At 69.2% G+C, this 25,636-nt stretch carries 30 protein-coding genes and 2 pseudogenes; 15 read left to right on the top strand and 17 right to left on the bottom strand.

Features of this window, described 5'->3' with window-relative positions; all coding sequences use genetic code 11:
* Nucleotides 1–13 precede the first annotated feature (13 nt).
* Complete coding sequence (locus J5X75_RS42415; RefSeq protein WP_208473390.1) at nucleotides 14–307, bottom strand: hypothetical protein; 294 nt, start codon at nucleotides 305–307, stop codon at nucleotides 14–16.
* Between the two features lie 621 nt (nucleotides 308–928).
* On the opposite strand from J5X75_RS42415, the gene J5X75_RS42410 reads away from it, so the two are divergent.
* From J5X75_RS42410 to J5X75_RS42400, 3 genes and pseudogenes are all read left to right on the top strand, one after another.
* Nucleotides 929–1,300: a hypothetical protein gene (locus J5X75_RS42410; protein WP_208473389.1), complete on the top strand. Its 372-nt coding sequence runs from the start codon at nucleotides 929–931 to the stop codon at nucleotides 1,298–1,300.
* 799 nt (nucleotides 1,301–2,099) lie between these two features.
* Nucleotides 2,100–2,456 (top strand): annotated as a pseudogene (locus J5X75_RS46520) (DUF389 domain-containing protein); the annotation flags it as partial.
* A gap of 187 nt (nucleotides 2,457–2,643) precedes the next feature.
* Nucleotides 2,644–2,943, top strand: coding sequence for a hypothetical protein (locus J5X75_RS42400; protein WP_208473388.1), 300 nt, complete (start codon nucleotides 2,644–2,646; stop codon nucleotides 2,941–2,943).
* A gap of 50 nt (nucleotides 2,944–2,993) precedes the next feature.
* On the opposite strand, the pseudogene J5X75_RS42395 reads toward J5X75_RS42400, so the two are convergent.
* The 6 genes and pseudogenes from J5X75_RS42395 to J5X75_RS42370 all read right to left on the bottom strand — a co-directional run.
* Nucleotides 2,994–3,359, bottom strand: a pseudogene (locus tag J5X75_RS42395) (Na+/H+ antiporter NhaA); the annotation flags it as partial.
* A gap of 122 nt (nucleotides 3,360–3,481) precedes the next feature.
* Nucleotides 3,482–3,985, bottom strand: coding sequence for a hypothetical protein (locus J5X75_RS42390; protein ID WP_208473387.1), 504 nt, complete (start codon nucleotides 3,983–3,985; stop codon nucleotides 3,482–3,484).
* A gap of 2 nt (nucleotides 3,986–3,987) precedes the next feature.
* Nucleotides 3,988–5,085: a molybdopterin-dependent oxidoreductase gene (locus J5X75_RS42385; RefSeq protein ID WP_238490956.1), complete on the bottom strand. Its 1,098-nt coding sequence runs from the start codon at nucleotides 5,083–5,085 to the stop codon at nucleotides 3,988–3,990.
* Nucleotides 5,086–5,198: 113 nt separating this feature from the next.
* On the bottom strand, nucleotides 5,199–5,837 hold the full coding sequence (locus tag J5X75_RS42380) for a methyltransferase domain-containing protein (protein WP_208473385.1): 639 nt from the start codon (nucleotides 5,835–5,837) through the stop codon (nucleotides 5,199–5,201).
* Nucleotides 5,834–6,478 (bottom strand): TIGR04282 family arsenosugar biosynthesis glycosyltransferase, encoded by a 645-nt coding sequence (locus J5X75_RS42375; RefSeq protein ID WP_208473400.1) that lies wholly within the window; start codon nucleotides 6,476–6,478, stop codon nucleotides 5,834–5,836. Before J5X75_RS42375 ends, J5X75_RS42380 begins: the two co-directional genes overlap by 4 nt.
* Before the next feature lie 11 nt (nucleotides 6,479–6,489).
* Nucleotides 6,490–7,149 (bottom strand): glycosyltransferase family 2 protein, encoded by a 660-nt coding sequence (locus J5X75_RS42370; protein WP_208473384.1) that lies wholly within the window; start codon nucleotides 7,147–7,149, stop codon nucleotides 6,490–6,492.
* A gap of 155 nt (nucleotides 7,150–7,304) precedes the next feature.
* Here J5X75_RS42370 and J5X75_RS42365 point away from each other — a divergent pair, with 155 nt between their 5' ends.
* The 4 genes from J5X75_RS42365 (at nucleotide 7,305) to J5X75_RS42350 (ending at nucleotide 11,470) form a co-directional block, all read left to right on the top strand.
* Nucleotides 7,305–8,351 carry an NAD-dependent epimerase/dehydratase family protein gene (locus J5X75_RS42365; RefSeq protein ID WP_307798637.1) on the top strand — a complete coding sequence of 349 codons (1,047 nt, stop codon included), beginning with the start codon at nucleotides 7,305–7,307 and terminating at the stop codon, nucleotides 8,349–8,351.
* Nucleotides 8,348–9,700: a hypothetical protein gene (locus J5X75_RS42360; protein ID WP_238490955.1), complete on the top strand. Its 1,353-nt coding sequence runs from the start codon at nucleotides 8,348–8,350 to the stop codon at nucleotides 9,698–9,700. Before J5X75_RS42365 ends, J5X75_RS42360 begins: the two co-directional genes overlap by 4 nt.
* A 188-nt stretch (nucleotides 9,701–9,888) precedes the next feature.
* Complete coding sequence (locus J5X75_RS42355) at nucleotides 9,889–10,506, top strand: phosphotransferase (RefSeq protein ID WP_238490954.1); 618 nt, start codon at nucleotides 9,889–9,891, stop codon at nucleotides 10,504–10,506.
* 163 nt (nucleotides 10,507–10,669) lie between these two features.
* Nucleotides 10,670–11,470, top strand: a complete 801-nt coding sequence (locus J5X75_RS42350) for an AcrVA2 family anti-CRISPR protein (protein WP_208473383.1) — start codon at nucleotides 10,670–10,672, stop codon at nucleotides 11,468–11,470.
* Between the two features lie 277 nt (nucleotides 11,471–11,747).
* Here J5X75_RS42350 and J5X75_RS42345 read toward each other — a convergent pair whose 3' ends face one another.
* From J5X75_RS42345 to J5X75_RS42330, 4 genes are all read right to left on the bottom strand, one after another.
* Nucleotides 11,748–12,296 (bottom strand): BON domain-containing protein, encoded by a 549-nt coding sequence (locus J5X75_RS42345; RefSeq protein ID WP_238490953.1) that lies wholly within the window; start codon nucleotides 12,294–12,296, stop codon nucleotides 11,748–11,750.
* A gap of 237 nt (nucleotides 12,297–12,533) precedes the next feature.
* Nucleotides 12,534–12,698 (bottom strand): hypothetical protein, encoded by a 165-nt coding sequence (locus tag J5X75_RS42340; RefSeq protein ID WP_208473381.1) that lies wholly within the window; start codon nucleotides 12,696–12,698, stop codon nucleotides 12,534–12,536.
* A 101-nt stretch (nucleotides 12,699–12,799) separates the two neighbouring features.
* Nucleotides 12,800–13,390, bottom strand: a complete 591-nt coding sequence (locus J5X75_RS42335; protein WP_208473380.1) for an STAS domain-containing protein — start codon at nucleotides 13,388–13,390, stop codon at nucleotides 12,800–12,802.
* Nucleotides 13,387–13,701 carry a GlsB/YeaQ/YmgE family stress response membrane protein gene (locus J5X75_RS42330; protein WP_208473379.1) on the bottom strand — a complete coding sequence of 105 codons (315 nt, stop codon included), beginning with the start codon at nucleotides 13,699–13,701 and terminating at the stop codon, nucleotides 13,387–13,389. Before J5X75_RS42330 ends, J5X75_RS42335 begins: the two co-directional genes overlap by 4 nt.
* 154 nt (nucleotides 13,702–13,855) lie before the next feature.
* Here J5X75_RS42330 and J5X75_RS42325 point away from each other — a divergent pair, with 154 nt between their 5' ends.
* From J5X75_RS42325 to J5X75_RS42300, 6 genes are all read left to right on the top strand, one after another.
* Nucleotides 13,856–14,545: a response regulator transcription factor gene (locus tag J5X75_RS42325; protein WP_208473378.1), complete on the top strand. Its 690-nt coding sequence runs from the start codon at nucleotides 13,856–13,858 to the stop codon at nucleotides 14,543–14,545.
* Nucleotides 14,542–15,885, top strand: a complete 1,344-nt coding sequence (locus tag J5X75_RS42320; protein ID WP_208473377.1) for a sensor histidine kinase — start codon at nucleotides 14,542–14,544, stop codon at nucleotides 15,883–15,885. The genes J5X75_RS42325 and J5X75_RS42320 overlap by 4 nt, the downstream gene beginning before the upstream one ends.
* Nucleotides 15,882–16,442 carry a GerMN domain-containing protein gene (locus J5X75_RS42315; RefSeq protein ID WP_208473376.1) on the top strand — a complete coding sequence of 187 codons (561 nt, stop codon included), beginning with the start codon at nucleotides 15,882–15,884 and terminating at the stop codon, nucleotides 16,440–16,442. Before J5X75_RS42320 ends, J5X75_RS42315 begins: the two co-directional genes overlap by 4 nt.
* Before the next feature lie 124 nt (nucleotides 16,443–16,566).
* Nucleotides 16,567–17,160, top strand: a complete 594-nt coding sequence (locus J5X75_RS42310; protein WP_208473375.1) for a TetR/AcrR family transcriptional regulator — start codon at nucleotides 16,567–16,569, stop codon at nucleotides 17,158–17,160.
* Nucleotides 17,161–17,232: 72 nt separating this feature from the next.
* Complete coding sequence (locus J5X75_RS42305) at nucleotides 17,233–17,409, top strand: hypothetical protein (RefSeq protein WP_208473374.1); 177 nt, start codon at nucleotides 17,233–17,235, stop codon at nucleotides 17,407–17,409.
* Between the two features lie 23 nt (nucleotides 17,410–17,432).
* Nucleotides 17,433–18,170, top strand: coding sequence for an MBL fold metallo-hydrolase (locus J5X75_RS42300; protein ID WP_208473373.1), 738 nt, complete (start codon nucleotides 17,433–17,435; stop codon nucleotides 18,168–18,170).
* A 274-nt stretch (nucleotides 18,171–18,444) separates the two neighbouring features.
* Here the strand turns inward: J5X75_RS42300 and J5X75_RS42295 are convergent, their stop codons facing one another.
* Nucleotides 18,445–19,074 (bottom strand): flagellar M-ring protein FliF C-terminal domain-containing protein, encoded by a 630-nt coding sequence (locus J5X75_RS42295; RefSeq protein WP_208473372.1) that lies wholly within the window; start codon nucleotides 19,072–19,074, stop codon nucleotides 18,445–18,447.
* Between the two features lie 107 nt (nucleotides 19,075–19,181).
* Complete coding sequence (locus J5X75_RS42290) at nucleotides 19,182–20,174, bottom strand: sigma-70 family RNA polymerase sigma factor (protein WP_208473371.1); 993 nt, start codon at nucleotides 20,172–20,174, stop codon at nucleotides 19,182–19,184.
* 128 nt (nucleotides 20,175–20,302) lie between these two features.
* Here J5X75_RS42290 and J5X75_RS42285 point away from each other — a divergent pair, with 128 nt between their 5' ends.
* Complete coding sequence (locus tag J5X75_RS42285; protein ID WP_208473370.1) at nucleotides 20,303–20,875, top strand: dihydrofolate reductase family protein; 573 nt, start codon at nucleotides 20,303–20,305, stop codon at nucleotides 20,873–20,875.
* Between the two features lie 182 nt (nucleotides 20,876–21,057).
* Nucleotides 21,058–21,909, top strand: a complete 852-nt coding sequence (locus tag J5X75_RS42280; protein WP_208473369.1) for an alpha/beta fold hydrolase — start codon at nucleotides 21,058–21,060, stop codon at nucleotides 21,907–21,909.
* Nucleotides 21,910–21,988: 79 nt separating this feature from the next.
* On the opposite strand, the gene J5X75_RS42275 is transcribed toward J5X75_RS42280, so the two are convergent.
* The 4 genes from J5X75_RS42275 to J5X75_RS42260 form a co-directional block, all read right to left on the bottom strand.
* A complete protein-coding gene (locus tag J5X75_RS42275) occupies nucleotides 21,989–22,318 on the bottom strand; it encodes a hypothetical protein (protein ID WP_208473368.1) in 330 nt (109 codons plus the stop codon).
* 362 nt (nucleotides 22,319–22,680) lie between these two features.
* Entirely contained in the window at nucleotides 22,681–23,610 is a 930-nt protein-coding gene (locus J5X75_RS45810; RefSeq protein ID WP_208473367.1) for a methyl-accepting chemotaxis protein, read from the bottom strand.
* 1,211 nt (nucleotides 23,611–24,821) lie between these two features.
* A complete protein-coding gene (locus tag J5X75_RS42265) occupies nucleotides 24,822–25,313 on the bottom strand; it encodes a GNAT family N-acetyltransferase (protein ID WP_208473366.1) in 492 nt (163 codons plus the stop codon).
* 3 nt (nucleotides 25,314–25,316) lie between these two features.
* A partial coding sequence (locus J5X75_RS42260) for a hypothetical protein (protein ID WP_208473365.1) occupies nucleotides 25,317–25,636 on the bottom strand: 320 nt, incomplete at its 5' end.

The following is a 25,636-nucleotide window of genomic DNA, read 5'->3' as shown; positions in this document are numbered from 1 at the left end:
ACGGGCACAACGATCACATCGCCGACCAGGCTTCCCGGCACACCCGATCCGAACCTATCGTGCCGGGGCCGTCACGGCAGCGACCGATCTCACCCAGGACGCGGGTGTATCGAGGGTCGAGCGCGGCCTGCTCCAGGACGTCGACAGCAACGGTCACACCGTTCTCCGTCCGGACCCGTTCGCCGAGGCGCCGGGCGGCGGCGACCATCACCGGATCGTCGACGGCCCGCCGGATCGCGGCAGCCAGCCGTGACACGGTCAGGCCGTGTTGGTCGACCGGTTCGGGCGCGACGCCCAGCTGTCGCATCCGGCGGCCCCAGAACGGTTGATCTCCGACGAACGGGCACACCACCTGGGGCCTGCCGGCGCGGATCGCCGCCGCGGTGGTTCCCCCGGAAGTCGCGCAAGGTGGTCACGAAAGGCGCGCCTGCCAGTTCGCCGGAGGATCGACGCGCGTCCGGTTGGCGCACCAACCGACGTCGGTAGAACGACAGCACGGAGGAGGCCCCGGCCGGGGGACATGACCGGGGCTTCCTGCGGTGAGGGGTTACAGAGGATCGGTGGGCTTACCCGACCCCGGGACACCCTTCCCGGCGCGGTCGGATTCAGGGTTGTTAACGGCAGTCTTGCCCCATGCGTACCCGCTGCTTTTGGCTGGGTTTCCCACAAAGGTGCTCAGCTTCCGGCAGACCGGGTCAGGACAGCCGGAACGGGATCAGGGTGCCCCGTCACAGCGGACTCCTCCCACAGTCGTGGCGGCACCCTGATTGTGGACTTGTGAAGTTGCGAAAGTCTTCAAGTCGACCTGTGCATGAATCAACTATCCCCGGACGGTACTCGTCGTAGCCGGACATTATGTGCGTTCTGTTTCCGTCCGCCGTGCCCATCCTCGACGCATCACCACACACGAACTTCGAGGAGATCGGGCATGGCAGAAATGGACGTGGCACTCAAGGACACGATGCAGATCGACGGGGCCCTGGGGGCAGCGCTCGTCGATCACACCAGCGGCATGGCGCTGGGCACCGCCGGCGGTGGTAAGGACCTCGACCTGACGGTCGCTGCGGCCGGCAACACCGACGTGGTACGCGCGAAGCTCCGGGCAATGGAAATGCTCAACCTCATGGACAAGGTCGAAGACATCCTCATCACGCTGGACACCCAGTATCACCTGATCCGACCCCTGACCAGCCGATCCGGTAAGGGTCTGTTCCTCTACCTGGTCCTGAACAAGGACCGGGCGAACCTGGCCATGGCCCGCCACCAACTGCGCCGGATCGAACGCACACTCGACCTTTGATCAGGGCGGCGTCACGCGGCCGCGACGACGGCGAGGATGAACGGAGAGGATGAACGGAGAGGTGGTCACCCTCATCGTCGTCGCGGCGCCTTCGAGTGATGCTGAACCGGCGATCCGCCCGGCCAGCGCCGCAGCCGGACTGACACTGCCGATGACCGAGGCGCCGCAGCCGATGACGCCGCACCATGAGCCCCATGCGGCTTGGGCGCGTTACCGTCGCGCAGGCTCGGGCTCGTATCGTGCCCGACGGGTCCGGGAACGGCACGACAGGACCGAAGTGGTCACGTTGGACGGCTGCGGGGGTTATCGTTACCTCCAACCTGGCGATCAGCGACGGCCGGGTCCTCCTCGACAGCACCGCCGGAACTGCTGACATCGGTGCAAGGGCAGGCGGCAACCAACCGAGGTGAGCTGCGTGGACACGAACGCCAGGCCCACCGTTTCCGCCGTCGGGTGAGAGTTTGCGCCACGCATCGCGCCGGTCGGCCGGGTCACGACCACGGCCGCTGCACGGAGACCTCGGCAGTGCCGGGGGATCTGCCGGCACTGCGGCTATGCCAGGGCTGGTCACATCTGGCCGGCACGAGGGAACCGGCAATGCCGCATCCGCGCGTATGGCCGGCAGTGACCGGTGAGGACGCTGGAGCGGGAAGACGTCTACCGCATCACCGGCGCCCTGTTCATCGAACGGCCGTGGAAGGGTCCTCAGTCGTCACGGTTCTGGGTACTGCTGACCCTGTCCGCGGTGATCGCCGCCGCCGGTGTGGTCGCCGACTCGGTCGCCACCGTCATCGGCGCCATGATCGTCGCACCGCTCATGACGCCGATCCTGGGCGCCGCCCTCGCCCTCGTGCTCGCCGACCGGCGTCACCTGCTACGCAGCGCCCTGCTCGTCGTGACCGGCAGCGCCGCGGTCGTCTTGATCGCCTACCTCATTGCCGTCATCGCCGCCCCGCCCGACTTGTTCGCCACCAACAGTCAGGTCGCGGCGCGGATCAGTCCTCGCCTCATCGACCTGCTCGCAGCACTGGCCACCGGCACCGTAGGAGCGTTCGCCCTGGTCCGTTCCGACGTATCGGATGCCCTGCCCGGCGTCGCCATCGCCATCTCGCTGGTGCCGCCACTGGCCGTGGTCGGACTGCTCCTGCAGGTCCACCGCTACCACGACGCAGGCCAGGCCGCGCTGCTGTTCACCACCAACGTCGCCGCCATCGTCGCGACAGGAACGGCGGTGTTCCTGCTCTGCCGGGTGCGGCCCGCCGCCGTGGCCGCCGGAGCGACCGTGGGGCACCTGCGGGGGGTGGACGCTGCTCGCCGTCGGCGGCCTGGTGCTCCTCGTATCGGTGCCGCTGGCAGTCGGGACGGCGCAGATCGCCCGCGACAGGCTCCTGGCCGCCCAGGCACAGCCCGTGGCGCTGCGCTGGGCCCAGACCGGTCACTGGCGTATCACCGCCGTCGACGCCCGGAACGGCGAGATCATCGTCTCTGCGGTCGGTCTTCCACCCGAACCGGCCCCGTCCGCGCTGCGCGAAGCTCTCGACGCCGCCGGGATGAGCGACGCCGGCCTTCGCGTCCGCCTGGTTGGTGGCTACACCAAGGTGTGCCGAGCCCGACAGGCGACCTGCGAGTCCGCGTTCGGCTGACGGCCGGCCGGGTGATCCGGGTTCAACAGGCCCTGACCGGCCCTGTAAGTCATGCCACCGACCGCCGCGGCGACCGGCAGCACCGCCCGCCGCGGATCACGCAGGTCGCCGGCCACGAATTCGCGTTTCAGCTCGAGGCCGGCAACGAAGAAGAAGATCGCCAGCAGCCCGTCCGCCGTCCACTGCGCCAACGTCAGATCCAGGTGCAGCGCGGGCGGGCCGACCTTCAACGCGATCAGCTCTCGATAGCCCGCCGACCACGGCGAATTCGCCCACACCAGCGCCAGAACCGCGGCACCGAGTAACAGCGCCCCGCCCACGGTCTCCGTGCGCAGAATGTCGCCGATGCGGCTGACCTCCGGCCAACTACCCCGGCCGAACAGGGGACGGCGCGGGTGCGGCGGCGTTGCGGTCACAGGGGCTCCTCCGGAAAACAGGCACAGCGATCACATCGCCGACCAGGCTTCCCGGCACACCTGACCCGAACCTAGCGTGCCCCGGCGGTCACGGCAGCGATGGATCTCACTTGGCCACGGGTCTATCGGCGGCGTTGACAGCCCGCCCAAGAATGTCGACGACGACCACCATCCGGTGTCCCTTCCTGCGCGCTACCGCGCCGCGGATCATTGATGCCCGGTGCTGGGCCTTTCAACTTTTCACGGCCGCCGCGCCAGCCGATCAGGACGGTCACCGCGGCGATGCCGAGGAGGACCAGGGCGAGATTCCGGCCGTACGGCAGGGGCAGGACCGAGGGATTGCCGGGTGACCGGCCGAAGCCGAGAACGAGGGGGAACGCTACGAAGGTGATCGTTGCGGCGCTGATGGCGGTGGCGCGTGCGACCGTCTGGTGCCGTGCCGCCACGAGGCGGGTGATCGCGGCGCCGACAGCCAGAACCGTGGCCATCCAGACGATGTCGTGGACGGCCAGCACACCGGCGAGGAAGAGCAGGACGCCGCCCACCGCGACGTCGGGGTCCGTGACGGCGCCGGCCGCGGCGTACACGATGAGGGCGACGCCGGCGATGACCAGCACGATGCGCATTCTCATGACTCCTCTCGTACGGTGATGCTGGTGAGCCACTTCGTCTGCAGCACGCCTGGCCGGTTCGGGGCGATCAGCCGGGCCGGATATCCGTGGTCCAGGTGTAGTGGTTCGCCGTTGAGCCGGAGGGCCACCAGCGTCAACGGGTCGCGTACGTGCGGCGCCGCAACGATCGACGTGCGGTAGCGGCCGCCCGTTTCCAGCGATTCGGCGACGACGGTGGCCCGGGTGGGGTCTACGCCGACCAGGGCGACCAGGTCGCGAAGCCGCACACCGGTCCAGCGGCCGGTAGCGCTCCAGCCCTCCACGCAGGCGATCGGTAGTTCCGCGGTGTGCTGGGTCATCGCGTGCAGGCCGTCGAGGTCGAGGTCGGTGTGCCGGGTCGGGCCGATGACCGTCAGCCGGTAGGACGGGTTCAGCGCGAGGGCGCGTACCCCGGCGTTGTCCGCTGTCTTGTTGACCGGCAGACCCTGTGGGCCTGTGCCGGGGCGTCGTGGGGCGAACAAGGCGAGACCGGACAGTGGCCGCAGAGTCTGCCCGGCGGTGGTCAGGGTGAGTAGCCCGGTCGCGGCGGCGACGCCGGTGAGCAGGCCACGCCGGCTCAGCCCGCCGGGGCGGGCAGACATCGCCGACCGGGTGAGCGCGGCTCGTGTGACGGGCAGTCGCACACCGACATGCACGAGAAGGGCGCCGATGGCCAGCCATCCCACCCAGTAATGCCCGGCGGTGAAGAAGAACGGCATCGGCGTGTACCAGCGTGTGATGTTCAAGACTCCGCCGACGACCTGGAACAGCGCCGCGGCTACCAGCACGCCGACGGCGGCCCGCTCGGCCGCGTGCGCGATCGAACGGACCGGTGGCCAGGTGAACAGGCGGGGATAGACCGACCACAGTTTGGCGCCGAGCAGCGGAGCCGATGCCAGCCCGGTCACCACGTGCAGACCTTGAGTGAACCGGTAGAACCCGATGGGACGTGACGGCCAGGCGAACCCGGCCGGTGGATGCTGCATGAGATGGCTGAGCAGGCCGGTCAGGAAGCAGACGCCGAAAGTGAGACCCAGCGCGACGCCGAGTTGGCCGGCCAGACGGGTCGACCGCAACCGGGATCCGAACACGCCCGGTCGCAGGGGACCGCGGCGTAGAGCGGGCGGCGGCTGCGGAAGAGGCGTCGTCAACCATCGGATCAGGCGCCGCCCCGCCGTCGCCCGGCCGGTCATCGCGGGATCAAGGTGGCGAACCACCGTCCGGCCTCCGTCCACGTCTCGGTGACGCGCAACGCTGCGGGTGCGGCCACGGCGGGCAGGGCGTCCAGGGGCAGCCGCGCCCAGGGCAGCTCGTCGTCGCCGTCCGGGGTGTGCACCGTGGTGGTGCCGGACCAGGCCGTGGTGCCGGGCGGCGCCAGTTCCGCGTGCAGTCGGCCGTCGGCTGCCAGCAGCTGCCGGCAACGGTCGAGCAGGCGACGGGGGTCGCCGCCGATGCCGATGTTGCCGTCGGCCAGCAGCAGGTGCCGCCAGCGGCCGGCGCCGGGAACGGGGCCGAAGATGTCGCGTCGCAGCGCGACCGCTTCCCGGCGCCGGGCGAGGCGGACCGCGGCGGCACTGATGTCGATGCCGAGTGCCGGGCGGCCGGTGGCCGCCAGTGCGCGGGTGAGGCGGCCCGGACCGCAGCCGATGTCGAGGGTGGGCCCGGTACAGCGGGCGAGCAGTCCTTCGTCGCCGGCGATCGAGTCCTGGCACCAGGCAGCCGGGTCGAAGTGCAGGACGTCCCCGTCGGGGTGACGAGCCGTGAACGCGGCGGGAGCACCCGCGGCGGCTCGGGTGAGGGCGGTGTCGAACACCGCGACGGCGCTCATCGGGCGAACTCACCAGGGCCGGGCACGTCGGCGGCGACCGCCGCGGCGAACCGGCTGTGCGGCGGGCACGCCGCGGCCACCGTCCTGGCGTCGGCGGCGGTGTCCACGTCACGTAGCGGTTCGAGCAGCTCGACTTGGAGGCCGCGCCGGCGCAGCGCGTCGAGAGTCAGCCGGCCGGTGGTGGATGTGGAGGTCGCGATGCCGGGCAGGACTGCGGCGTACCCGGGGTCGCGCAGACCGAGCGCCCACCAGCCACCGTCGACGGCCGGGCCGAGCACCGCGTCCGGGCCGCCCGGCACCGTCAGCGATTCCAGAGCCCCGGCCAGGTGACCGGCGGTGACCTGAGGGGTGTCCATGCCGATCAGAACGGTGGCCGTGTTCTTCGGCTGGGCGTCGGCGAACGCGTTGGCGAGCCGTTCACCGAGCGAGCCGCCCCGCTGGGGGAGTGTCGTCCAGCCGGGCGGAGCCGGATAGGTGCCGTCGATCACGAGAATGCGGGCGCCGGCCGGGGTCGCGGAGACCGTGTGGAGGGTGTCGGCCAGGGCGGCGGCGGCGATCCGGGCTGCCTGCCCGGCCGTGTACGGCGGGCAGAGCCGGGTCTTGACCCGTCCCGGGCGTGGCTCTTTCGCCAGCACCAGCATCCGGGTAGCGCTCACCGGGCCAGCACCGCACTCATGTCCCGCACGGCACGGACCGTGCCCAGGATCGTGCCGGTCACCTTGGAGCGGGTGCCCGCCGCCCTCGGGTGGTAGTCCACGTCGACCTCCACCACCCGCCAGCCCGCCCGGCCGGCGGCGATCAGCAGTTCCAGGGGGTAACCGAATCGGCGGTCACGCAGGCCGAGGGCCAGCAGGTCGTCACGGCGTACCGCCCGGATCGGGCCGATGTCGTGTACCGGCAGGCCGCTGGTGCGCCGCAGGCGAAGGGCGAGCACGGTGTTGGCCGCACGGGCGTGCCACGGCCAGGCCCCCTGCACGACCGGCCGGCGCCGGCCCGTACCCAGATGCGCCTGACCGGCCAGGACCGGTCCGGCCACCCGGGGCAGTTGCGCCGGGTCGAAGGAACCGTCGGCGTCCATCACGCACACCACTCCGTCAGCCGGGTCGGCCGCCACGACACCGGCGTGCACGGCAGCGCCGTATCCCGGTTCCGTCACGCTGACCACCTCGGCGCCCCAGGCCCGGGCCACATCGGCGGAACCGTCGGTCGAGCCGTTGTCGACCACGATCGGCCGATACCCGTCCGGCATCCGGGCCAGCAGGCCCGGCAGGGCGGCGGCTTCGTCGCGGCAGGGAAGAACCACATCCGTCATGCCGACGGACGCTAATGGCGAGTCGCCGGAGAAATCCTTACCAGACCATGACGAATCCTTACGGAACAATGACGTGACCAGGCAATCCTTACGATGCGCTGACGGCTGGACGCGAACGGAGCCGGTGGCCTCCGCCGCCGTCTACGGTCGGCGCCGTGACTCACGTACTCGTGACCGGCGGTGCCGGTTTCATCGGAACCCACGTCGTGGCGGGCCTGCTTCGAGACGGCTACGACGTGACCATCGTGGATGCCGGCCATGCCGGCGCCCACCGCACACCACCGGCCGGTGTACCCGGGGCCGCGCTGTGCCGTGCCGACCTCACCGACCGGCCGGCCATGGCAGCTGCATTGCACGGCGTCGACGCGGTGATCCACCAGGCGGCGATGGTGGGACTCGGCGTCGACCTGGACGACCTCCCGGAGTACGTACGCTGCAACGACCTCGGCACCGCGGTCCTGCTCGCCGAGATGGCCCGGGCGCGAGTGCACCGGCTGGTGCTGGCCAGCTCCATGGTCGTCTACGGCGAAGGCGCCTATCACTGCCCGGAACACGGACCGCGACGCCCTGCTGCGCGTACCGCCGAGGACCTGACCGCGGGCCGCTTCGAACCCGCCTGCACCGTCTGCGGAACCGCCCTGACCCCGGGGCTGATCGATGAGGACGCCCCGCTGGACCCGCGCAGCGTGTACGCCGCCACCAAGGTCGCGCAGGAGCACCTCACCGCTGCCTGGGCACGGCAGACCGGCGGCGCTGTCGCGGCGTTGCGCTACCACAACGTGTACGGGCCGGGCATGCCGCGCGACACCCCGTACAGCGGAGTCGCGGCGTTGTTCCGGTCCGCGCTCGAGGCCGGAGACGCGCCACGGGTGTTCGAGGACGGCGGCCAGCGCCGCGACTTCGTGCATGTACGCGACGTGGCCACGGCCAACCTGGCCGCCCTGACCGCAACCGGGAACGGCCCCGGGTGGCGCGCCTACAACATCGCTTCCGGCCATCCGGCCACGGTCGGGCAGATGGCCGCCGAACTCGCGAGGTCGGCGAAGGGGCCGCAGCCGGTGGTCACGGGGCAGTTCCGGCTCGGCGACGTGCGCCACGTGGTGGCCTCACCGACGCGAGCCGAAACCGAACTCGGGTTCCGGGCCGCCGTACGCCTGACCGAAGGGCTCGCCGAGTTCGCCTACGCACCCTTGCGCGGATGACCGCCTGCCCGCGGGCCGACCGGAACGCCGCCGCCATCGCGTTCGGCCTTCTCACCGCGGCCACCGTCACGGGCGCCGCTCTGTACCAGCTCGGCCGCCCCGTCCATGCCAGTTCGCCACCACTGTTCGCGCATTGGCTGCCGCACGCCGGGCCGGGAACGCCGGCGGCGGTAGGCGTGGCGGTGCTGGTGTGGCGGTACGGGCCCGACCTCGCGGCGCGATGGCCGTGGCGGACGGTGCTCGCGGCGTCCTACATGGCCGCGCTGGCGTGGACGCTGTCGCTTGCTCTGGTCGACGGCTGGCAGCGCGGCGTCGCCGGCCGGCTCACCACCGAGCACGAATACCTGCACGAGGTTCCCGGCATCACCGACATCCCGGCTACGCTCGCCGGATTCACCGCCCGGATCCTGGACTTCCAGCCGGACTCGTGGACCACCCACGTGTCGGCCCACCCACCGGGAGCGCTGCTCGTGTTCGTCTGGCTCGACCGGGCCGGGCTGGGCGGCGGCGGCTGGGCAGCCATGCTCTGCCTGCTCGTCGCCGGGCTCGTCGGTGTCGCGGTGCCGCACACCGTGCGGCTGCTCGCCACGGACGGGGCGGGCCGCGCCGTGGCGCCGTTCGCGGTGTTGTTCCCCGGCGCTGTCTGGTCCGGAGTGTCGGCCGACGGGCTTTTCGCCGGGGCGACCGCCGCCGGCGTCGCGCTGCTCGCTCACGGCGTCGTCCGCGGGCGAGCCGCCTGTTCGATGGCCGGCGGGGTCCTGCTGACCTTCGGCTGCTACCTCTCTTACGGTCTCGTCCTGGTGGCGCCGATCGTTGTGGTGGTGCTCATCCTGGCCGGCGGTCGCCGGCGCGCCGCGGGCTGGGCAGTCGTGGGCGCGTTTCCCGTCGTGGCCGCTTTCACCGCCGCAGGCTTCCACTGGCCCACCGGCTATCACCTGGTCATCGAGCGCTACTACCAGGGCATCGCCACGGACCGGCCGTACGCCTACTGGGTGTGGGCCAACCTCGCCGTTCTGGCGGCCGCGGCTGGCCCCGCGGCCGCGGTCGTCGTCCGCCGAGCCTTCGTCGCCGGATGGCGGGCCTTCGTCGCCGGGTGGCGGGCCGGGCGACCGTCGCGGTGGGACGCGACCGCCGCCGTCTGGCTCCTGCCGATCGCGGCCACGACCGCGATCGTCGCCGCCGACCTGTCCGGTTACAGCAAGGCCGAGGTCGAACGGATCTGGCTGCCCTTCGGGGTCTGGCTGATGGCCGGCGCGGCCCTGATTCCCGCGCCGGATCGCCGCCGGTGGCTCGCCGTGCAGGCCATGGTGGCCTTGACGGTCAATCATCTGCTGCTGACGGTCTGGTGACGGCTCGAGCGGTCACGGCGCGGCAGGATGTCGTGGTGACTCGAGCGCAGCATCTTCCCGGCGGAAACGATGGTGGCGCGGTACGGATCGGTGACACCGTCCGTCGCGTTCCCGGGCCCTGGACCCCGGCAGTGCACGCCCTGTTACGCCATCTCCATGACGTCGGCTTCGACCGGGTGCCCCAAGCGATGGGTTTCGACGAAGAGGGCCGCGAAGTGCTGTCCTTTCTGCCCGGCACGGTGGTCGGATCGGCGCGGCCGTGGCCCCGCTGGGTTCACAGCGACAACGCGTTGCGGCAGGTCGCGCGTTGGTTGCGTGACTTTCACGCGGCTGCCGCCGGTTTCGTTCCTCCAGCCGGCGCGATCTGGCGGGAGGGGACGGAGTGGCGGCCCGGCCTGATCATCGGTCACAACGATGCGGCACCATACAACGCTGTCTGGACCGGCGAGAGCCTGGTCGGATTCTTCGATTGGGATTTCGCGGGACCCGTCACAGTCGAGTGGGACCTGGCGTTCACCGCCTTCGGATGGGTACCGCTGCACGCGCGCCATGTCGTGGCCGCGGAGGGTTTCACCGCTTTCGCCGAGCGACCGCGCAGGCTGCGGTTGTTCCTGGACTCCTACGGCTGGGAGGGCTCGACCACCGAGTTCATCACCATCGTCCGGCAGCGCGTGAGCGCCTCGGCCGAGGGCATCCGACGGGCGGCCGCCGCCGGTGATCCCACCTTCGTACGGATGATCGCGAATGGCGTCGACACCGATCTCGAGACCGCCGTAACGGAACTGGCCGGCTTCACCAGGGTCTGACGGCGAAGCCGGCCACGCCACCCGAATCCGCCGCGGACAAGGCCGGTCCCGTGGTCGCACTCCGTTACCGAGCGTAAGTCGTCAGCCAGTTGGCGACAGGCACTCCAGCTTGAAGTCCTCGTCATGATCGACGCCACACCGCATCCTCCTTGGAGACCACCTCGTGATCAACTCCGCAGGCAAGGCCATCGCACGTGCGGGGTTCGCCCGCGCCGTTGAACTCGACCAGCAGATCCGCGCTCGGTACCCAGGTGTCTGGCGGCAACTCGACCGGTTCCGGGCCGACCCGTCCGTGGAGTGGCCTGATTGGTGCCTGTTGCCGATGGCTGCTTCCGTTGCGGTGGTCACCAACAGCTCACCGCTGTATCGCACCAGCGACATACCGCCGTCAAAGCAGCACGTTGCAGTGCTATCCGCCATGTACGCCTGGCGCTTCTCCCGCTCCGTGTTCATCGTTCACCCCAAGCTGGCCAGCCAGTTGGCCGGCGAGACCACCGACGACCTCAGCAATCTCGCGGACTTCACCAGCCTGCCGAACTGGTGCACCTACCTGCCCGCTGCCAATCCCCAACAGTCCGGCCTCGGCGTATGGGCTCACCTCGAATACGCCCCGACCACCGGACGCCCGGAATTGCGGCTGCTGCTCGACTTCGGCGGATCCCTCGGCGATCTTCAACCCATCCGGGTACGCCTCGACGGCTCCACAGTCACCGAAGCGCTCGCAGACCTCCCCGGGCCCGCCACTCTCCCGGCTGGTGGTCCCACTCAAGTCGACCCAGACGTTCGCGGGGCCTCCCTTGCGGAGCGAGTGAAAGGCTTGATCACGATCCTCGCCTACCTCGCCCACCCGGAAGCCGACATCGTCAACGCCAGCCGGCCGACGATCACGCCGCAGAGGTATCGCAGCGCGCCGCCGGGCCGGTCCATCTGGGCCGTCGGATATCACAGCCGCACCACCTCGTGATGCTGCGTACGCCACCTCAATGGCAAAGGGCAGTATGGGTCGGCCGTACCGGCACCGAATGCGGGTTCGCACGGTAGCCCTGCAGGCTGTGCCCGGGGTGGGGAAATGGTCGCCAGGTTTGTGTCCTCGGGATTCACGGCGTGGGGAACAGCAATGGACTTCAGCGCCGGCAGCCGTCGCGAGGTGACGTCTTCCACCGGGATCATCCGGTTCCGTGCCCACTGGGCGGCGGCACCGACGAGGCGGCTGACACCTTGGTCCCCCGAGAGACGGCACGTCAGGACGATGCTTGACCGGCAAGGACGGCCAGAGCCGCAGCGCCGGCCAGGCAGACGACCACGACGAAGCCGGCGCCCGGATGCAGCGGCACCAGCGCGAGCCACAGAATTCCCGACGTCGCTGCCAGCAGCCCGGCCGCGGCGCGCAACGTACCCGTCGGTGGGCGCGACCGGCGGTCCGCCGTACGCTGTGGCTTCGCCCCGCGGACGTGCCAGCCTGCGACGATGTCGTCGAACGGGTCCGGGTCCGGGTGCCGCGGATCGGCAGTGGCGTCACTGGCTCCGGAGAGGGCGAGCCGGTTGCAGATGTCGGCCACACCCGGCGTCGAGCGGGCCAGGTCGGCCGCGGTGACCCGGGCGTAGAGGCTGCTGACGCTGCCGATCAGGTTGACGACCCCGTTCTGCACCTCGACGGTGATGAACTCGCTGGTGAGCCGTGGGTCTCCCAGGATCCGCTCGATCACTCGGCAGGTGAGTTCGACGTCGGACCCGGACGCGGGCCGAACCCGGCGGTCGGGCCACCGATCGTCCGAAGAAAGAGGCCACATGCTGCTCTCCGTGTCGTTGCGATCATCGGTCCCGTCCCGGCTGGCCGCGTCACGTGGCGGTCGTTCTGCGGCCCGGTGACACCCGAACCGGTACGCCGCCACCCCGTTGAACGAGGCCTTGCCCTGCCTCTTGGGTCATTGTCGTCCGGTCCGGTGGCGGTTCTGCCCCGGTTGCGTGACAACGTCGTGACAACATGACCCGTCCGCGCGGCAGGCGCGTGTCGGCGGCCGGGTTGGTCAGGACTCTTCGGCCTTTTCGCGTTCGGAGTCGGCCAGCGGGTACTGCCCGCCTCCGGCTGAGCCGATCCGTGCATCCTCGCGCTTCACCGGCTCATCCGGCTGATCACCTCGTTCCGCATGGTCGTCGTCGTGTTGGTCATCAGGACGGTTCTCGATTGACATGAGGGCGCTTCTTATCGCTCGTGTGGCGGTGTGTGGCCGCGTACCCGCATATCAGGCTGCTATGCGCGCCCTGACAGATCGGCAGCCGAGCTCACTGTTGTTCACCGACCGGAGATCTCGGTGCCGCGGTGCGCGTCCAGCACCGCGGTGGCGTTCTCGGCGATGTCGAAGACACCCTCGAGGCGCATGGTGTGCAGCACCGTGCGCAGGTACCGTGACGGCGCCGCCAGCGTCAGCGTTCCGCCACGCCGCTTGGCGTGCTGATGGGCGCGAACCAGCAGGCCCAGGCCGGCGGAGTCGATGACCTCGGCGGCGTGCAGGTCCACCAGGACGTGCCGATGCGTGTCCAGTGCCTGTTCCAGAGCCTTTCGCAGGACGACCGTGGCTTCGGCGTCGACGTCGGTCAATGGCGTGATGACCACGATGCCGAGGTCGGCGTGTTCGCGCAGGTCGTAGGAGGCACCCAGTTGCGGACGGCCGGCGGGAAGCCGATCATGCGGCGGAGGGCGGAGGATGCACTGCGGACATCGGTGCTGTCCCGCGGCGAACGGTGAACCGGACCAGCCCAGCGGGCCGAGCCGGGGCCACACGATCTCCTCGTCATGCGCGACCTCGGGGGCGTTCACGGTGTCGCCGCACTCGTCGCAGATCAACGTGACCGTGCGTGGCTCGGCGCCCGGCACCGCGGTCATCGCAGCCGCCCCTTTCTCGCCGGGCGGCCTGGCCCTCCCACCGGTGCCGGCGCCGGCCGGTCGGCGGTGGCCACCACGATCGCCACCCCGGCGGCGGCGAACAGCACCTGCATGACGACGGCCAGATCCGACAGCCCCGGGCGTACGACATCGGACATCCAGGCCAGGACCGTCGCCAGCATCGCGGCGGCGACCCCCGCCGCGATCGGCAGCCAGACCGGCACCGATCGGCTGCGCCCGGCCAGGAGACGGCCGACGACGCCGGTCACGACGCCGACCGCCACCGCGATGAACAGACTGCGTGCCGTCATGCCCTGCCCCTTTCGGACGCGACGTGGCTCAACAACGGCCAGACTGCCCGGCCCGCTCTGCGGACACCTCCCCGACCGATGACAGTTGTATGACAAATGGCGCTGCCACCGGTCACGGCAGGCTCGCCGGCCGTTTGCGGAGCATCATGCGGATATGAACTCGGTACTGCTGATCGAGGACGACGATCGGATTCGCCTCTCGCTGACGATGGCCCTGGAGGACGAGGGATACGCCGCGCATGCCGTCGCCACCGCGGAGGAGGGCGTCGCGGCGCAGCGCCGGAATCCTGCGGACACGGTGCTGGTCGACCTGATGCTGCCCGGCATGGACGGCTACGAGTGCATTCGGCAGCTGCGCCGTGACGACGACGTGCCGATCGTGGTGGTCAGCGCCCGCGACGACACCCACGACATCGTGGCCGCGCTGGAGGCCGGCGCCGACGACTACGTGGTCAAACCGGTTCAAGTCAAGGAACTCGCGGCCAGGCTGCGCGCCCTGCGCCGCCGTGCCCGGATCGCCGTCACGGCGCCGTCCGTCCCGGAGACGTCGGTGCTGACCTTCGGCGACTTGCAGGTCCGGCCGGAAGCCGGTGAGGTACGGCTGCGTGGCGAGCCGGTGGCCGTGACCCGTACCGAGTTCCGGCTGCTGTGCGAGCTCGCCGACCATCCGGGCCTGGTGCTGTCGCGCCAGCAACTGTTGCAGCGGGTCTGGGGGCACGAGTTCGGTGACGAGCGGGTCGTGGACGTGCATGTCGGCCGGCTGCGGCACAAGATCGAGGCTGACACCGGCAGTCCGCGGCACCTGGTGACGGTCCGCGGTCTGGGCTACAAGTTGCAGCCGTGAAACCGATCGGCCTGCGTACGCGGGTGAGCGCCGCCTTCGCCTTGGGCGCGCTGATCCTGTCGACGTGCATCAGCCTGATGTCGTACGAGTCGACTCGCCGTACCCTGTTCGCCGAGCGGGAGCGGACCGCCGTGCGGGCGGCCTACTTCGACGCCGCGGTCGTCAACGCCGGAATCGCCGGCGCCGACCCGAACGTCTCGGACGTGCTGCGCTCGCTGGACACCGGTTCCGACCGCTACGTGTTACTGAACCGTGACGGCCGCTGGTACTCCCGCAGTGCCGAGCCGGCAGCCGACGCCGCGGTGCCGCAGGCGCTGCGGGACATGAGCGCCGCCGGTGAGGCTGGTGCGCAGCGGATCCTCCGGGACGGCCGACCGGAGCTGATCGTCGGCATTCCCTTGGCCGGTTCCGCCACCTTTTACGAGATCATCTCGCTGGCCGAGCTGGAACGTACCCTGCGAACGCTGGGGCTGGTTCTCGCCGCCGCCGCGATCATGGTCGCGGCCGGTGGCGCGGCCGTCGGCTGGTACGTCACCCGGCACGCGTTGCGGCCGTTGGCCGCGGTCGCCGCTGCGGCCCGGGAGATCGCCGCCGGTGATCTGACCACCCGCTTGAATCCGGCCACCGAACCGGATGTCGCACCGCTGTCGGCGGCGTTCAACGACATGGCCGACCAGCTCGCGGCCCGCTTGCAACGCGATCGGCGCTTCGCCGCCGACGTCAGCCACGAGCTGCGCTCGCCGTTGCAGACGCTGGAGGCGGCGGCCAGCGTGATCGACAAGCGGCGCGCCCGACTCGACGACCGTACGGCGACCGCGGTGGGCCTGCTCACCGCCGAGGTGGGCCGCTTCCAGTCGCTCGTCAACGACCTGCTGGAACTGGCTCGCAACGATCAGCCGGCCCAGTGTGAGCCGACGGATCTGACAGAACTCGCCGTGCGGGTCTGCCGGCAACGGAATCTGCCGGCCGACATGGTGGAGGCCGTCGACGGCACGCCGGAGACCTGGCCGGCTGACCGGCGTCGCATCGAACAGGCGCTGGGCAACCTGATCGACAACGCGATCCGTTACGGCGGTGGCCCGGTCGCGGTCCGCGTCGGCCCGGGCTGGCTCGAGGTCGACGACGCCGGGCCGGGCGTGGCCGAGCCGGACCGGGCGAACATCTTCGACCGCTTCGTTCGGGGCCCGGCCGCCAACGCCCGCGGCGACGGCGATGGCACCGGGCTGGGCCTCGCGATCGTTGCCGAACACGCTGCCGCCCATGGCGGCACGGCCACTGTCGCCGACCGTCCCGGCGGCGGCGCCCGATTCCGCATCGAGATTCCCGGGGCTTTTTCATGATTCGCGTACGAACCGCGCTGCTGACTGTTGCCTTGGTGCTCGCCGGCTGTGGGGTGCCCGCCCAGGATGATCCGCATCGGGTGGAGCTGCCCCGTCGCCCCCTGAACGAGACCGTCGCGCCGACCGTGACCGAACCAGTCGGTGAGGTGGCACAGGTGATGTGCCTGGTGCGGGATGATCGGCTCGTGCAGTCGGTGCGCCGTGTCGATGCCGTCCCCGGTCCGCAACGGCAACTCGATCAGCTCATCGCGGGCCCGACACCCGCCGAACGGGCGCAAGATCTGTCGACGGCACTCGCCACGACGGCCCTGACCGTGACGGTGCCGACCACCGCGGTGGCGGCCGTCGAGGTCGGCGAGACCGACGAACGCGCCGCTCGCAGCGACGAGGTCCTCGCGTACGGGCAGATCGTCTGCACCCTCACCTCCCGCGCCGACATCGCCGCGGTGTCCTTTCAGCGCGCCGGCCGGCCGTTACAGGTTCCTCGCGGTGACCTGACCCTGACCAGCGAACCGTTGCGGGCGGCCGACTACCGCTCCTTGATCGGCCCGGGATGACGATCCGCTCGGCGGGCCTACCGTGTTGCTGGAGGGCTTTGACGCTTTCGTCGGCCGAAGCTGTTGACTGAACGGTCAACGGAGATCTAGGTTTGACTGGCCGGTCAAGAGTGGGGGAGTGGGTATGGCGCGGGACACGCGGGAGCGCATCCTCGCGGTGGCGCGTGATCTGGTGCATGGCGCGTCATTGGCGGAGGTGAGCACCGAGGACGTCTGCCGGGCGGCGGGCGTGCACAAAGGTAGCCTCTACCACTACTTCTCCTCCAAGGAAGCGCTCGGTGGAGCCATCCTCGACCGCAACTGGGACATGATGCGGGCTCTGCTGGAGGAGGCGTTCGCCGACGACGTGCCCCCGCTGGAACGGATCGACCGTTTCGTGGACGGCTTCGCGCGGATGCTGACCCTGATGCGCGACAAGTTCGGTGTTACGCCCGGCTGTCCACTCGGCGGTCTCGCCGTCGAGGTTGCCGGGCACGGCGACGAGGGCCGCGCACACGCCGGCCGCCTGTTGAAAGGCTGGATGTCCTATTTCGCCACGGCCGTCAGCGAGGCCAAGGGGCGTGGCGATGTGCCCTCCAGCGTCGACTCGGCCGCCGCCGCCACCCGGGTGCTGGCGTTGATGCAGGGCCTGGCGCTACTGGCCAGGGCGCAGGACGATCCGGCGCTGATGCTGTCCGCCAAGGCCGACATCCGTCTGCTGCTGCGCGCGAGTCCCTGAGCAGGGCTTCACCGCGTGCCGTTCCGCATGCCTACCAAGTTGACCGATCAGTCAAATATTGAGGGGAAGAACATGACACCGACATCCATCACCGCCGCAGAGGCCTACCGCGACACCCAGTTCCGCACGGCCGCGCTCGGCCGGGTCTCGCGACTGTTCGGCCGCCTGCCAGTCGACCGCCGTGGCGCCGCGGCCGCACCGCTGGTCGGTGTGCCGGCGGCTGCACTGCCGTTCGGAGTCGTACGGTGATCGCCCGTCCCGGAGGTGTGGCCGTGCATCCCGTCGTGGTCGCGGGGCGGCACAACATCAACGCCTACCTGCTGCTCGGTAGCAGGCCGATCCTCGTCGACGCCGGGATTCCCGGCGCCGGCCGCAAAATCGTGGATGGCATCGCCGCGCTCGGCGTCGACCCGGCCGACCTGGCGTTGATCGTGCTCACTCACGCTCACATCGACCACTTCGGCGCCGCAGCACAGGTGAGCCGGCTGACGGGAGCACCGATCGCCGCCCACCGCGCGGACCTGGGACCCTACCGGGCCGGCCGGGCGCGGGAGCCGTATCTGCCGACCGGCCCGTTCGGGTCGCTGATGAGCCGGATGCCGGACCTGCACCGGACGGTCGAGCCGGTCGAACCCGACTACGTCCTCGACGGGCCGCACCGGCTCGACGAGTTCGGCGTCAGTGGGCGGATCGTGCCTACACCAGGGCACACCGCCGGATCGGTGTCCGTGCTCACCGACGACGGCGACCTGGTCGCCGGTGATCTCATCGCCAGTTCCTTCATGGGTACGATCACCGGCCGGCCCGCGAACCCGCCGTTCCACGACGACCCCGTCGCCAACCTGGCCAGCCTTCGCGCCATGCTCGCCCTCGCACCCGCCGCGCTGCACGTCGGGCACGGCGGACGCCTCGATCCCGTTCGGGTCGCGCGCTGGGCCGATCGGGAGCAACGGCGCCTCGACCGGCTCGCCGCGCGCGGCCGGGTTCGCCGCCGCGCCGAACAACGGTGATGCGGGGTCCCGCATCGGTCAGCTGGCCGGGACCAGGCATCCCTGGCGCGGGTCGGCCATGCCCGGCGTGATCCGGGGGATCTCGGCGTCGACGACTGGGCGGGCGGCGCGGCGGCAGCGAGCTGGGACGCCGGGCGGTCCACCTCACGGCGTACGAAATCCTCGTCGCCGAAGGCGTTGAACGAGGTGGCGACGCTCTGGCTGAACGCGGAGGCGAAGTCGTGGCCGAGCCCGGCGAACTGCAGAGGCGGCGGCGCGGGACATCATCGGTACGTCAGGTCAGGACGGTGACCGAGTCGCCGCGATCAGAGTCGACACCGGCGGCGGCGCCAATCAGTTGCTCGAGCTCGGCGGGGTTGACATAGCCGGCGGCTTCGATGTTCATCTGTACGACGATGACGAGCCGCTTGACCACACCAGGTGCGTTGCGCCGGACCTCGATGACCTCGCTGATCACGTTGCTGTCGATGGTCTCACCCGTCTCGCCCCGTCCGGCAGCCGCTGAATTGCTGCCGTCGGGGACCTGAATGCTGTCCGGGCCGAGCACCCCATCCGGTGCGGCAGAATCGCTGACCGTGGGGTCGACCTGAGCGAAGTCGAGGGTGGCAGTCGTGGTGACCACGCTGTTTCCTGGGCCGACGAGGCTGTCCAGCATGGTCTGCAGCGACTGGTCGAGTCGCGTTTGAAATGCCAGCGTCTGCGGGTCGGTGACGGAGACCGGCCCCGTGCTCGCTGCCGATTCTGTGGTCTGCGCCGTGGGTGCAGTCGGTCCAGATTGCCGGGTGACTAGGAAGGTGACCCCGGTGAGCAGGGCAAGGGCTGAGACGGTGGTGAGGACCTTCCCCCTGAGCCGGCTGCGTGCTCGACCCGCGGGTGACGGGAAATCGTTCGACGTGTCAGTCATTCGCTCCCCGATCTCCGTTCTCACCGCTCTCCGGCTTTGGACTTCTCAACGACACGATCCCTGAGGCTATGACCGCTCCGGACGTTGCAATCGGGTTGTACGTTGCTTCAACGCGCTGTCGGCTGAGCGTCGAGTGTCGGGAGTGTCGCGGGCAGCCGGAACAGTTCGAAGACGGCGGGATCGGCGAAAGTCACGCAGCGCAGGACCCGGCCGCCGGCCACGGTGAAGACCTGCAGCGAATGCGCTCGGACCCGGCCGGTGGCCGCATCGGGCGCATAGGCGGCCAGCGCTGTGCCTCCGTTGGCCTGCACCGGTTGCATGCGCCAGCCGGTGCCGCGCATGTCGAAGATCCGCTGCATGAATCGTCGATAGTGTTCGCGCCCGGTCAGCCACAGTGAGACCGGCGGCATTTCCAGCGCTACGTCGTCGGCGAGCAGCCGGGTCAAGGTGGTCACGTCGGCAGCCTCGAATGCCGCCAGGTAACGCTCGACGACAGCGCGTTCATCGGGATCGCCCGGCTCGCGCAGCTCAGCCAGGCCCGGCCCGGCGGTCCGCAGCGTGGCACGGGCGCGCTGCAGACTGCTGTTGACCGAGGCGACACTGCTGCCGAGGATGTCGGCGACTTCGGCGGCCGACAGTTGGAGCACCTCACGCAGCACCAGGACAGCGCGTTGCCGAGCGGGCAACCGCTGCAACGCCGCGACGAACGCCAGCCGCAGTCCCGCACGCTGCTGCACGATGTCGGCAGGGTCACCGAGCCGGGCGTCGGGGAACGGTTGCAGCCACGCGACCTCGAGGTTGGGGGTCAGCGGCACGTACGGGTCATCGCCGGCGGGGCTGAGACCGCTCGGCAGCGGGCGCCGGGCTCGTCCCTGCAACGCGGTCAGGCAGGCGTTCGTCGCGATGCGGTGCAGCCACGTGCGGATCGAGGCACGCGCCGGGTCATACCGGTCGGCTGCCCTCCAGGCACGCAGAAACGTCTCCTGGACCAGGTCCTCGGCCTCGTGAACCGAACCGAGCATCCGGTAGCAGTGAGCCAGCAACTCGCCGCGGTAGATCTCGAAGCGTTCGTCCCAGCCCGGTGTCGTCGTGTCCGGCACCTGCGGAACCCTACTGGCGCATCACCGTTACCGGGAAGCCGATCGAGTACCGATGAGTTCGCGCCCTATCGGCGGTAGGTGTCCAGTGAAGCGGTCCGCGGGGCCGCCATGATCGAAGGAGGTCACCAGTGGGCGAGGTCATCGTTGTCCAGTTCGTGACGCTTGACGGCGTCGTCTCCGACCCGGACGGGCGAGCGGGCACGAGCTACGGAGGCTGGGCTTTTCGGCACGGTCCCGGCCCGGTCTCCGACGACAAGTTCCAACTCGCAGCACGGATAGAACAGGGCGTCCAGCTCTACGGCCGACGCACCTGGGAACATTTCGCGCGGCTCTGGCCCAGCCGTGACTCCGACTACGCCAGGCTGATGAACACGGTTCCCAAACGGGTTGCTACCCGTACCGGCCTCGACACCAGCGCTTGGCAGAATTCGGCAACGATTGACGGCGACCCGGTCGACTGGGTCACCGTTGAGCGCGATCACCATGACATCGTGGTGATCGGCAGCCTCAGTCTGGTGCGTGCGCTAGCGACCGCTGACGTGGTGGACGAATATCGCCTGATCACGTTTCCCACGGTCACGGGACAAGGCGACCGGCTATTCGCCCCCGGTACGCCCGCCGAGTTCCGCTTCACCGAAGTGCACCATACCGGCCCGACGGTCTTGACCGTGCTGCGCCGCGATCGCCCAACACCGACGTGAGAACCGGCTCACGGCCAGACTTCCCCGCCTCGGCGCGACTGACCTGCCGCGCCAAGGCGCCGGTCTGGCGGGTTCGCCACGGTCCGTGCCAGGCGTTGATGCCCGTGGTCCGGATGGGTGCTCGCCCGTCGTCGCTTCTCGGCGTCCGGTGTTGCGGAACCGGAGAGGGTAGCGTCCATGTTGTGGAGACGTTCTCCCGCAACGGCATGCGGTTCGAGGTGTCGGACGCGGGGCCGGTGGGCGCGGAGACGGTCGTGCTCCTGCACGGGTTCCCGCAGAGTGCCCGATCGTGGATCGGCGTTTCCCGGCCGCTGCTCGCGGCCGGTTACCGCGTCATCGCGCCGGACCAGCGCGGTTACACCCCGCAAGCCCGGCCTCGGTCCCGGCGGGCTTACCGGCTCAACGAGCTCGTGGCCGACGTCGTGGCCCTCGTCGATGCCGCCGGAGCCGAACGGGTTCACCTGGTAGGCCACGACTGGGGCGGCGGAGTTGCGTGGATGTTCGCCGCCACGAGACCGGATCGCCTGTATACCCTCACCGCCGTTTCCGCGCCGCACCCACGCGCGGTCGTGAAAGCCATGCTGACCAGTCGGCAGTCATGGCAAGCGTGGCACGTCGGATTCTTCCAGCTGCCGTGGCTTCCCGAGGCCGCCATCCGGTCGCGGGGTGGCCGGCTCGCGGTGGCACTGCTCGAGCGATCCGGTCTCAGCGCTGACGTGGCGAGGGCGTACGCCGACCGGCTCATCAGCGACCCCGAAGGCCTGGCCGGCGCGTTGCGCTGGTATCGCGCCATGCCGCTCGACACCTCCGTCGGACTCCGGACCGGCGCGGTCACCGTCCCGACGACCTACGTCTGGAGCACCGGCGACATCGCCATCGGCCGCCGTGCCGCGGAGCTGACCAGCCGGTGGGTGACAGGCCCGTTCGACTTCAAGGTGCTCGACGGCGTTTCGCACTGGATCCCCGAACAGGCGGCGGATGAACTGGCCACGTACATCCTGGAGCGGATCAGAGGCATTTCGCCGACGACCTGAATGCCGGTCGGCTCGGCATGGGGACGTTTGATCCGCCGGCGGGCGCACGGATCTGCCGCCGAGCGCGCGGGTTGCGGAACTATAGAAGCCTGTGGCCGGCCTCGGTGATGCGAGCGGCCAGCACGACGCCCTTTGGGCTGTCGGACCAGACTGCAGCGCGTGTGCTCTCTCGAACAAGGTCGTCGCCGGTCAGCGGGACGCCTTCATCCCACCGCGCGGGCCAATTGCGGAACTGGCGCACCTCAACGAGGCCTCGCGCTGCCAGCGAGATCAATCCGGGTGCGAGGATGTCAGCGAGTTGTTGCAGTGGCGTCTCCTCGTGCCAGCGTAGTTCCGCGAGCGGCAGTGGCGAGTCTTCGAGGGGCTGCAGAACCAATACCTCGGCGTTGTCCAGCCATTCGTCCGCCATGCATCCCTCCAGATGGGCCACGGGAGAGAAGCATGCCACCTTGACGATCGGGATCAATGCAGGCCGACGGGCGACCACATTGGCCACAGATCGGGCGCACCAGGCCACCGGACTCGAACCGGCTCATCCCTAACTGCCCGGGTGCACAGCGTGTGCATGGCGCACTTTCCCATTTGCTTTCACCCGGCGCGCGAAATAGAGGCTAACCAACGCCGTGCACGCCACGCGAACGACTTCCCGGAACGCGCCGTTCAGCCGCGATCCGCTCGCTACCAAGCGTGACGGCGGGCCGGCTCGCCGAGCAGGCGGATCTGCCGACGAGAGTGCGGTGGCGGGTCCCCGCCTGCTTTTCGGCGAGGCCGTCACGGCCTTTGCGCGGCGTCCCCGCGGGTCTTGAGGTAAACGGCGTAGCCGACCTCTAAGACGCCGATAATCATCAGTACGACTCCTACTTTCGGCAAAGTGAAAATCGGGATCCGGATGTCGGCTGCGAATAGCCACAGCAGGAGGCCCAGCACCAGCAGGCCCACTCCCGTCAGCAGGTCTTTCCCGATGCTCCGCATTCTTCCCTCCAAGTAGATCCGGCACCGAAGTTCACACCGTATCGCTTGCCACCCGTCGGCGCTTCCAACCGAAGTCGGCCTTCGGTCAATCCAAAGTCGATGTTCGTCGCTGTTGCCGTGGGACTGGGTGTGCAGTAGCCCGTCGACCCGGGTAGCGATCCTGGTCAGCTCGGCGGCCGACTCGCGGGTCGCTCCGGCGCTTTGCGCGGTCGAGTCGGTTGCCCCGGCCACCAGGGTGATCTTGTGGGCGATCTCGTTGGATCCGGCGGCGACCTGGCTGACGTTGCGGCCGATCTCCGAAGAGGTCGCCGACTGCTCCTCCATCGCAGCCGCGATCGTGGTCTGCAGATCGTTGACCTGCTCGACGACCCCGGCGATAGGGGCGATCGCCTCGGTGACCTCGCCTGTGGTGGTTTGGATGGCGAGGGTCTTGGCGGCGATGTCCTCGGTCGCTTGCGCGGTCTCCAACGCCAGTTCCTTGACCTCGCTGGCGACCACCGCGAAGCCCTTGCCGGCCTCGCCGACACGGGCCGCCTCGATCGTGGCGTTGAGCGCGAGCAGGTTCGTCTGCTCAGCCAGCGAGTTGATCACCTTGAGGATGTCGCCGATCTCGGCGCTGGCCGCTCCCAGCCGCTGCACCGTCGTCGCGGTCTCCCGCGCGTTACTCATCGCCTCGGTCGCCACCCGCGTCGACGCGCTCTGGAAGATCTCGTCGATCGACGCCGTCATGGCGGGGCCGAGGAGGTGGTCGGCGCTGCCGCCGTCCTGATCTTGCAGGGCGGCGGCGCGTCGGCGGTTCGGATCAGGTCTAGTTGATCTATGTCTCCCCAGTTCGTGCCAAGCGACAGTGAGCGAGGCGATTCGAGTTCCAATGTAGAGAACCCTTGCTGTTCCGCGACTGCGAAGCATCAATACCCGCCCGATTCCCATGGGGATTGAGTTTCAAGTCGGCCAGGGCGTTACATGGGAGGTTTCGTGTTGAGTTTTGTGAGTAAAAGGTGGAAGACGGCGAGTGCGGGAGTCCTTACCTCGGCCCTGTTCTCAGTTGCGGCGCTGACCGGTACCACTACGGCGGCTCACGCCGCTGGATGGCAGACCTTCGGAGGTCTCGACTCGAAGTGGCACTGCGGCTCGAGCGAGACTGACTCTAGGTACGTCGCATACAATTGCACTATTGTCAGCGGTCTCTACTTCCAAAGCGCCACCGTTATTCGCACCAAAACCGCACAGTATTTCAATGGTGAGGCCAAGGTCGTGAAGGATGGCATCTTCGAGGACTCCGCTCTATGCGAAGGCACCCTGCCGAGTGGGGTCTACCGGGTGTGCTTCTCACAGACCCTAAAGGGCTCAGCAGGTGACTACGTGCAGGGAGCGGGGGACGTCTTCTACGGGGATCACATCTGGGGTCAGACCGTACGACTCTGACGTCTGTTCATTCCACTGATCGGACGATCCCGGCCAGGGCATTCCTTGGTTCTGACGACCAGATTGGCACCAGCGTCTGGAGGCCAGTCGGCCCGCCCAGGTGGACTGAGATTATTGAGTAGGTGGGCACCTCAAGACTCTGCGGGGATCTTGGGGTGCCCGGCTCGGGAAGCTCAACAGAATCGCCACAACTGATGGCGAGCAGGGCCAGGCGTCAACCAACCGTCAGAGCATGAGCAAATAGCCGTTTAACCGGCGGGTGGCGCGTATCGGTCTCACCGCAAATGAGTCATAGTGCGAAAGACGTTCATTGGATGCCCTCTGGGGCGGTCACCACCCCGCCAGATTTGATGGCCCAGCGATCACCCTGGACGGCCCGATCAGATTGTGACCGATCTCTACCATTGCAGGGAATGCACGAGCGCGGAAATGCGAGCACGGGGTGGCCGCTCGGCGTGAACGAGTATCGCCGGCCCGGGAAGGGGCGCAGCCCGCCGGGCTCGGGCGCCCTAGGTTCACTTGCCGGTAGTCACAATGAGTCGCTTCCACATCCGTATGCCGAGCAGTTGTCCGTGGTTCTCGGTGCCGGTGACGGTGTAGCTCGCTGCGCGGTAGAGGTCGATGGCGGGATGCTGATTCGGACCGGTGAGCAGCACTGCCTCCAGGTAGCCGAACCGTCTGGCCCGGTCTTCCAAGGCGAGAAGGATGGCCTTGCCGTAACCACGGCCTTGGGCTGTGGGCGCCACCCTCATCCGGGTGATCTCGCAGGTGGTGGCATCGACCGGTTGCAGCGCGCCCATGGCGACCACGATGCCGCCGGTTTCGCCGACCAGCAGCGTGGCTCGGCCGGTGAGGTAGGTGGCGGCAACGTCGTCCAGGTCGCCGGCATAGACGTCATCATCGAGCGGGACGCCAGCCGCGGCGAGACCGTACCTGTTGAGCGCCACGACCTCCTTGTGATCACTCGGCAGATAGCCGCGGATGGTGAAGTGAGCATTGTTGGGCATCGACTACCGCTCCGTCTCGATAGCGAGGACCTCGTGCAGGGAGCGCACCGCCGCCAATGATCGCCGCTGAGGTGGGACTGCTGCGGCCACGGCGTGGGCACGCCGGATGACGATGGCCGGCCGGAAGTCGGTCGGCAGGTTCAGCAGCACCGTGCTGGCGTGGTGGACGCCTTGGGTGATGTCTCCGTTGTTGATCATGCAGATCGCGCGATCTAGGCCGTGTTTAAGAAGCGGCTCGGCTGCGTCGGTTGTACGGGTGTGTCGGTGATCGATATGTGAAGAGGTCTCCGGTAGATCGGTTAGCGACCAAGCAAACCGAAGAC

Source organism: Actinoplanes flavus, assembly GCF_017592555.1.
Lineage (GTDB): Bacteria > Actinomycetota > Actinomycetes > Mycobacteriales > Micromonosporaceae > Actinoplanes > Actinoplanes flavus.
Note: the sequence above shows the minus strand (reverse complement) of the source record. Positions and strands in the feature narration are given on the sequence as shown.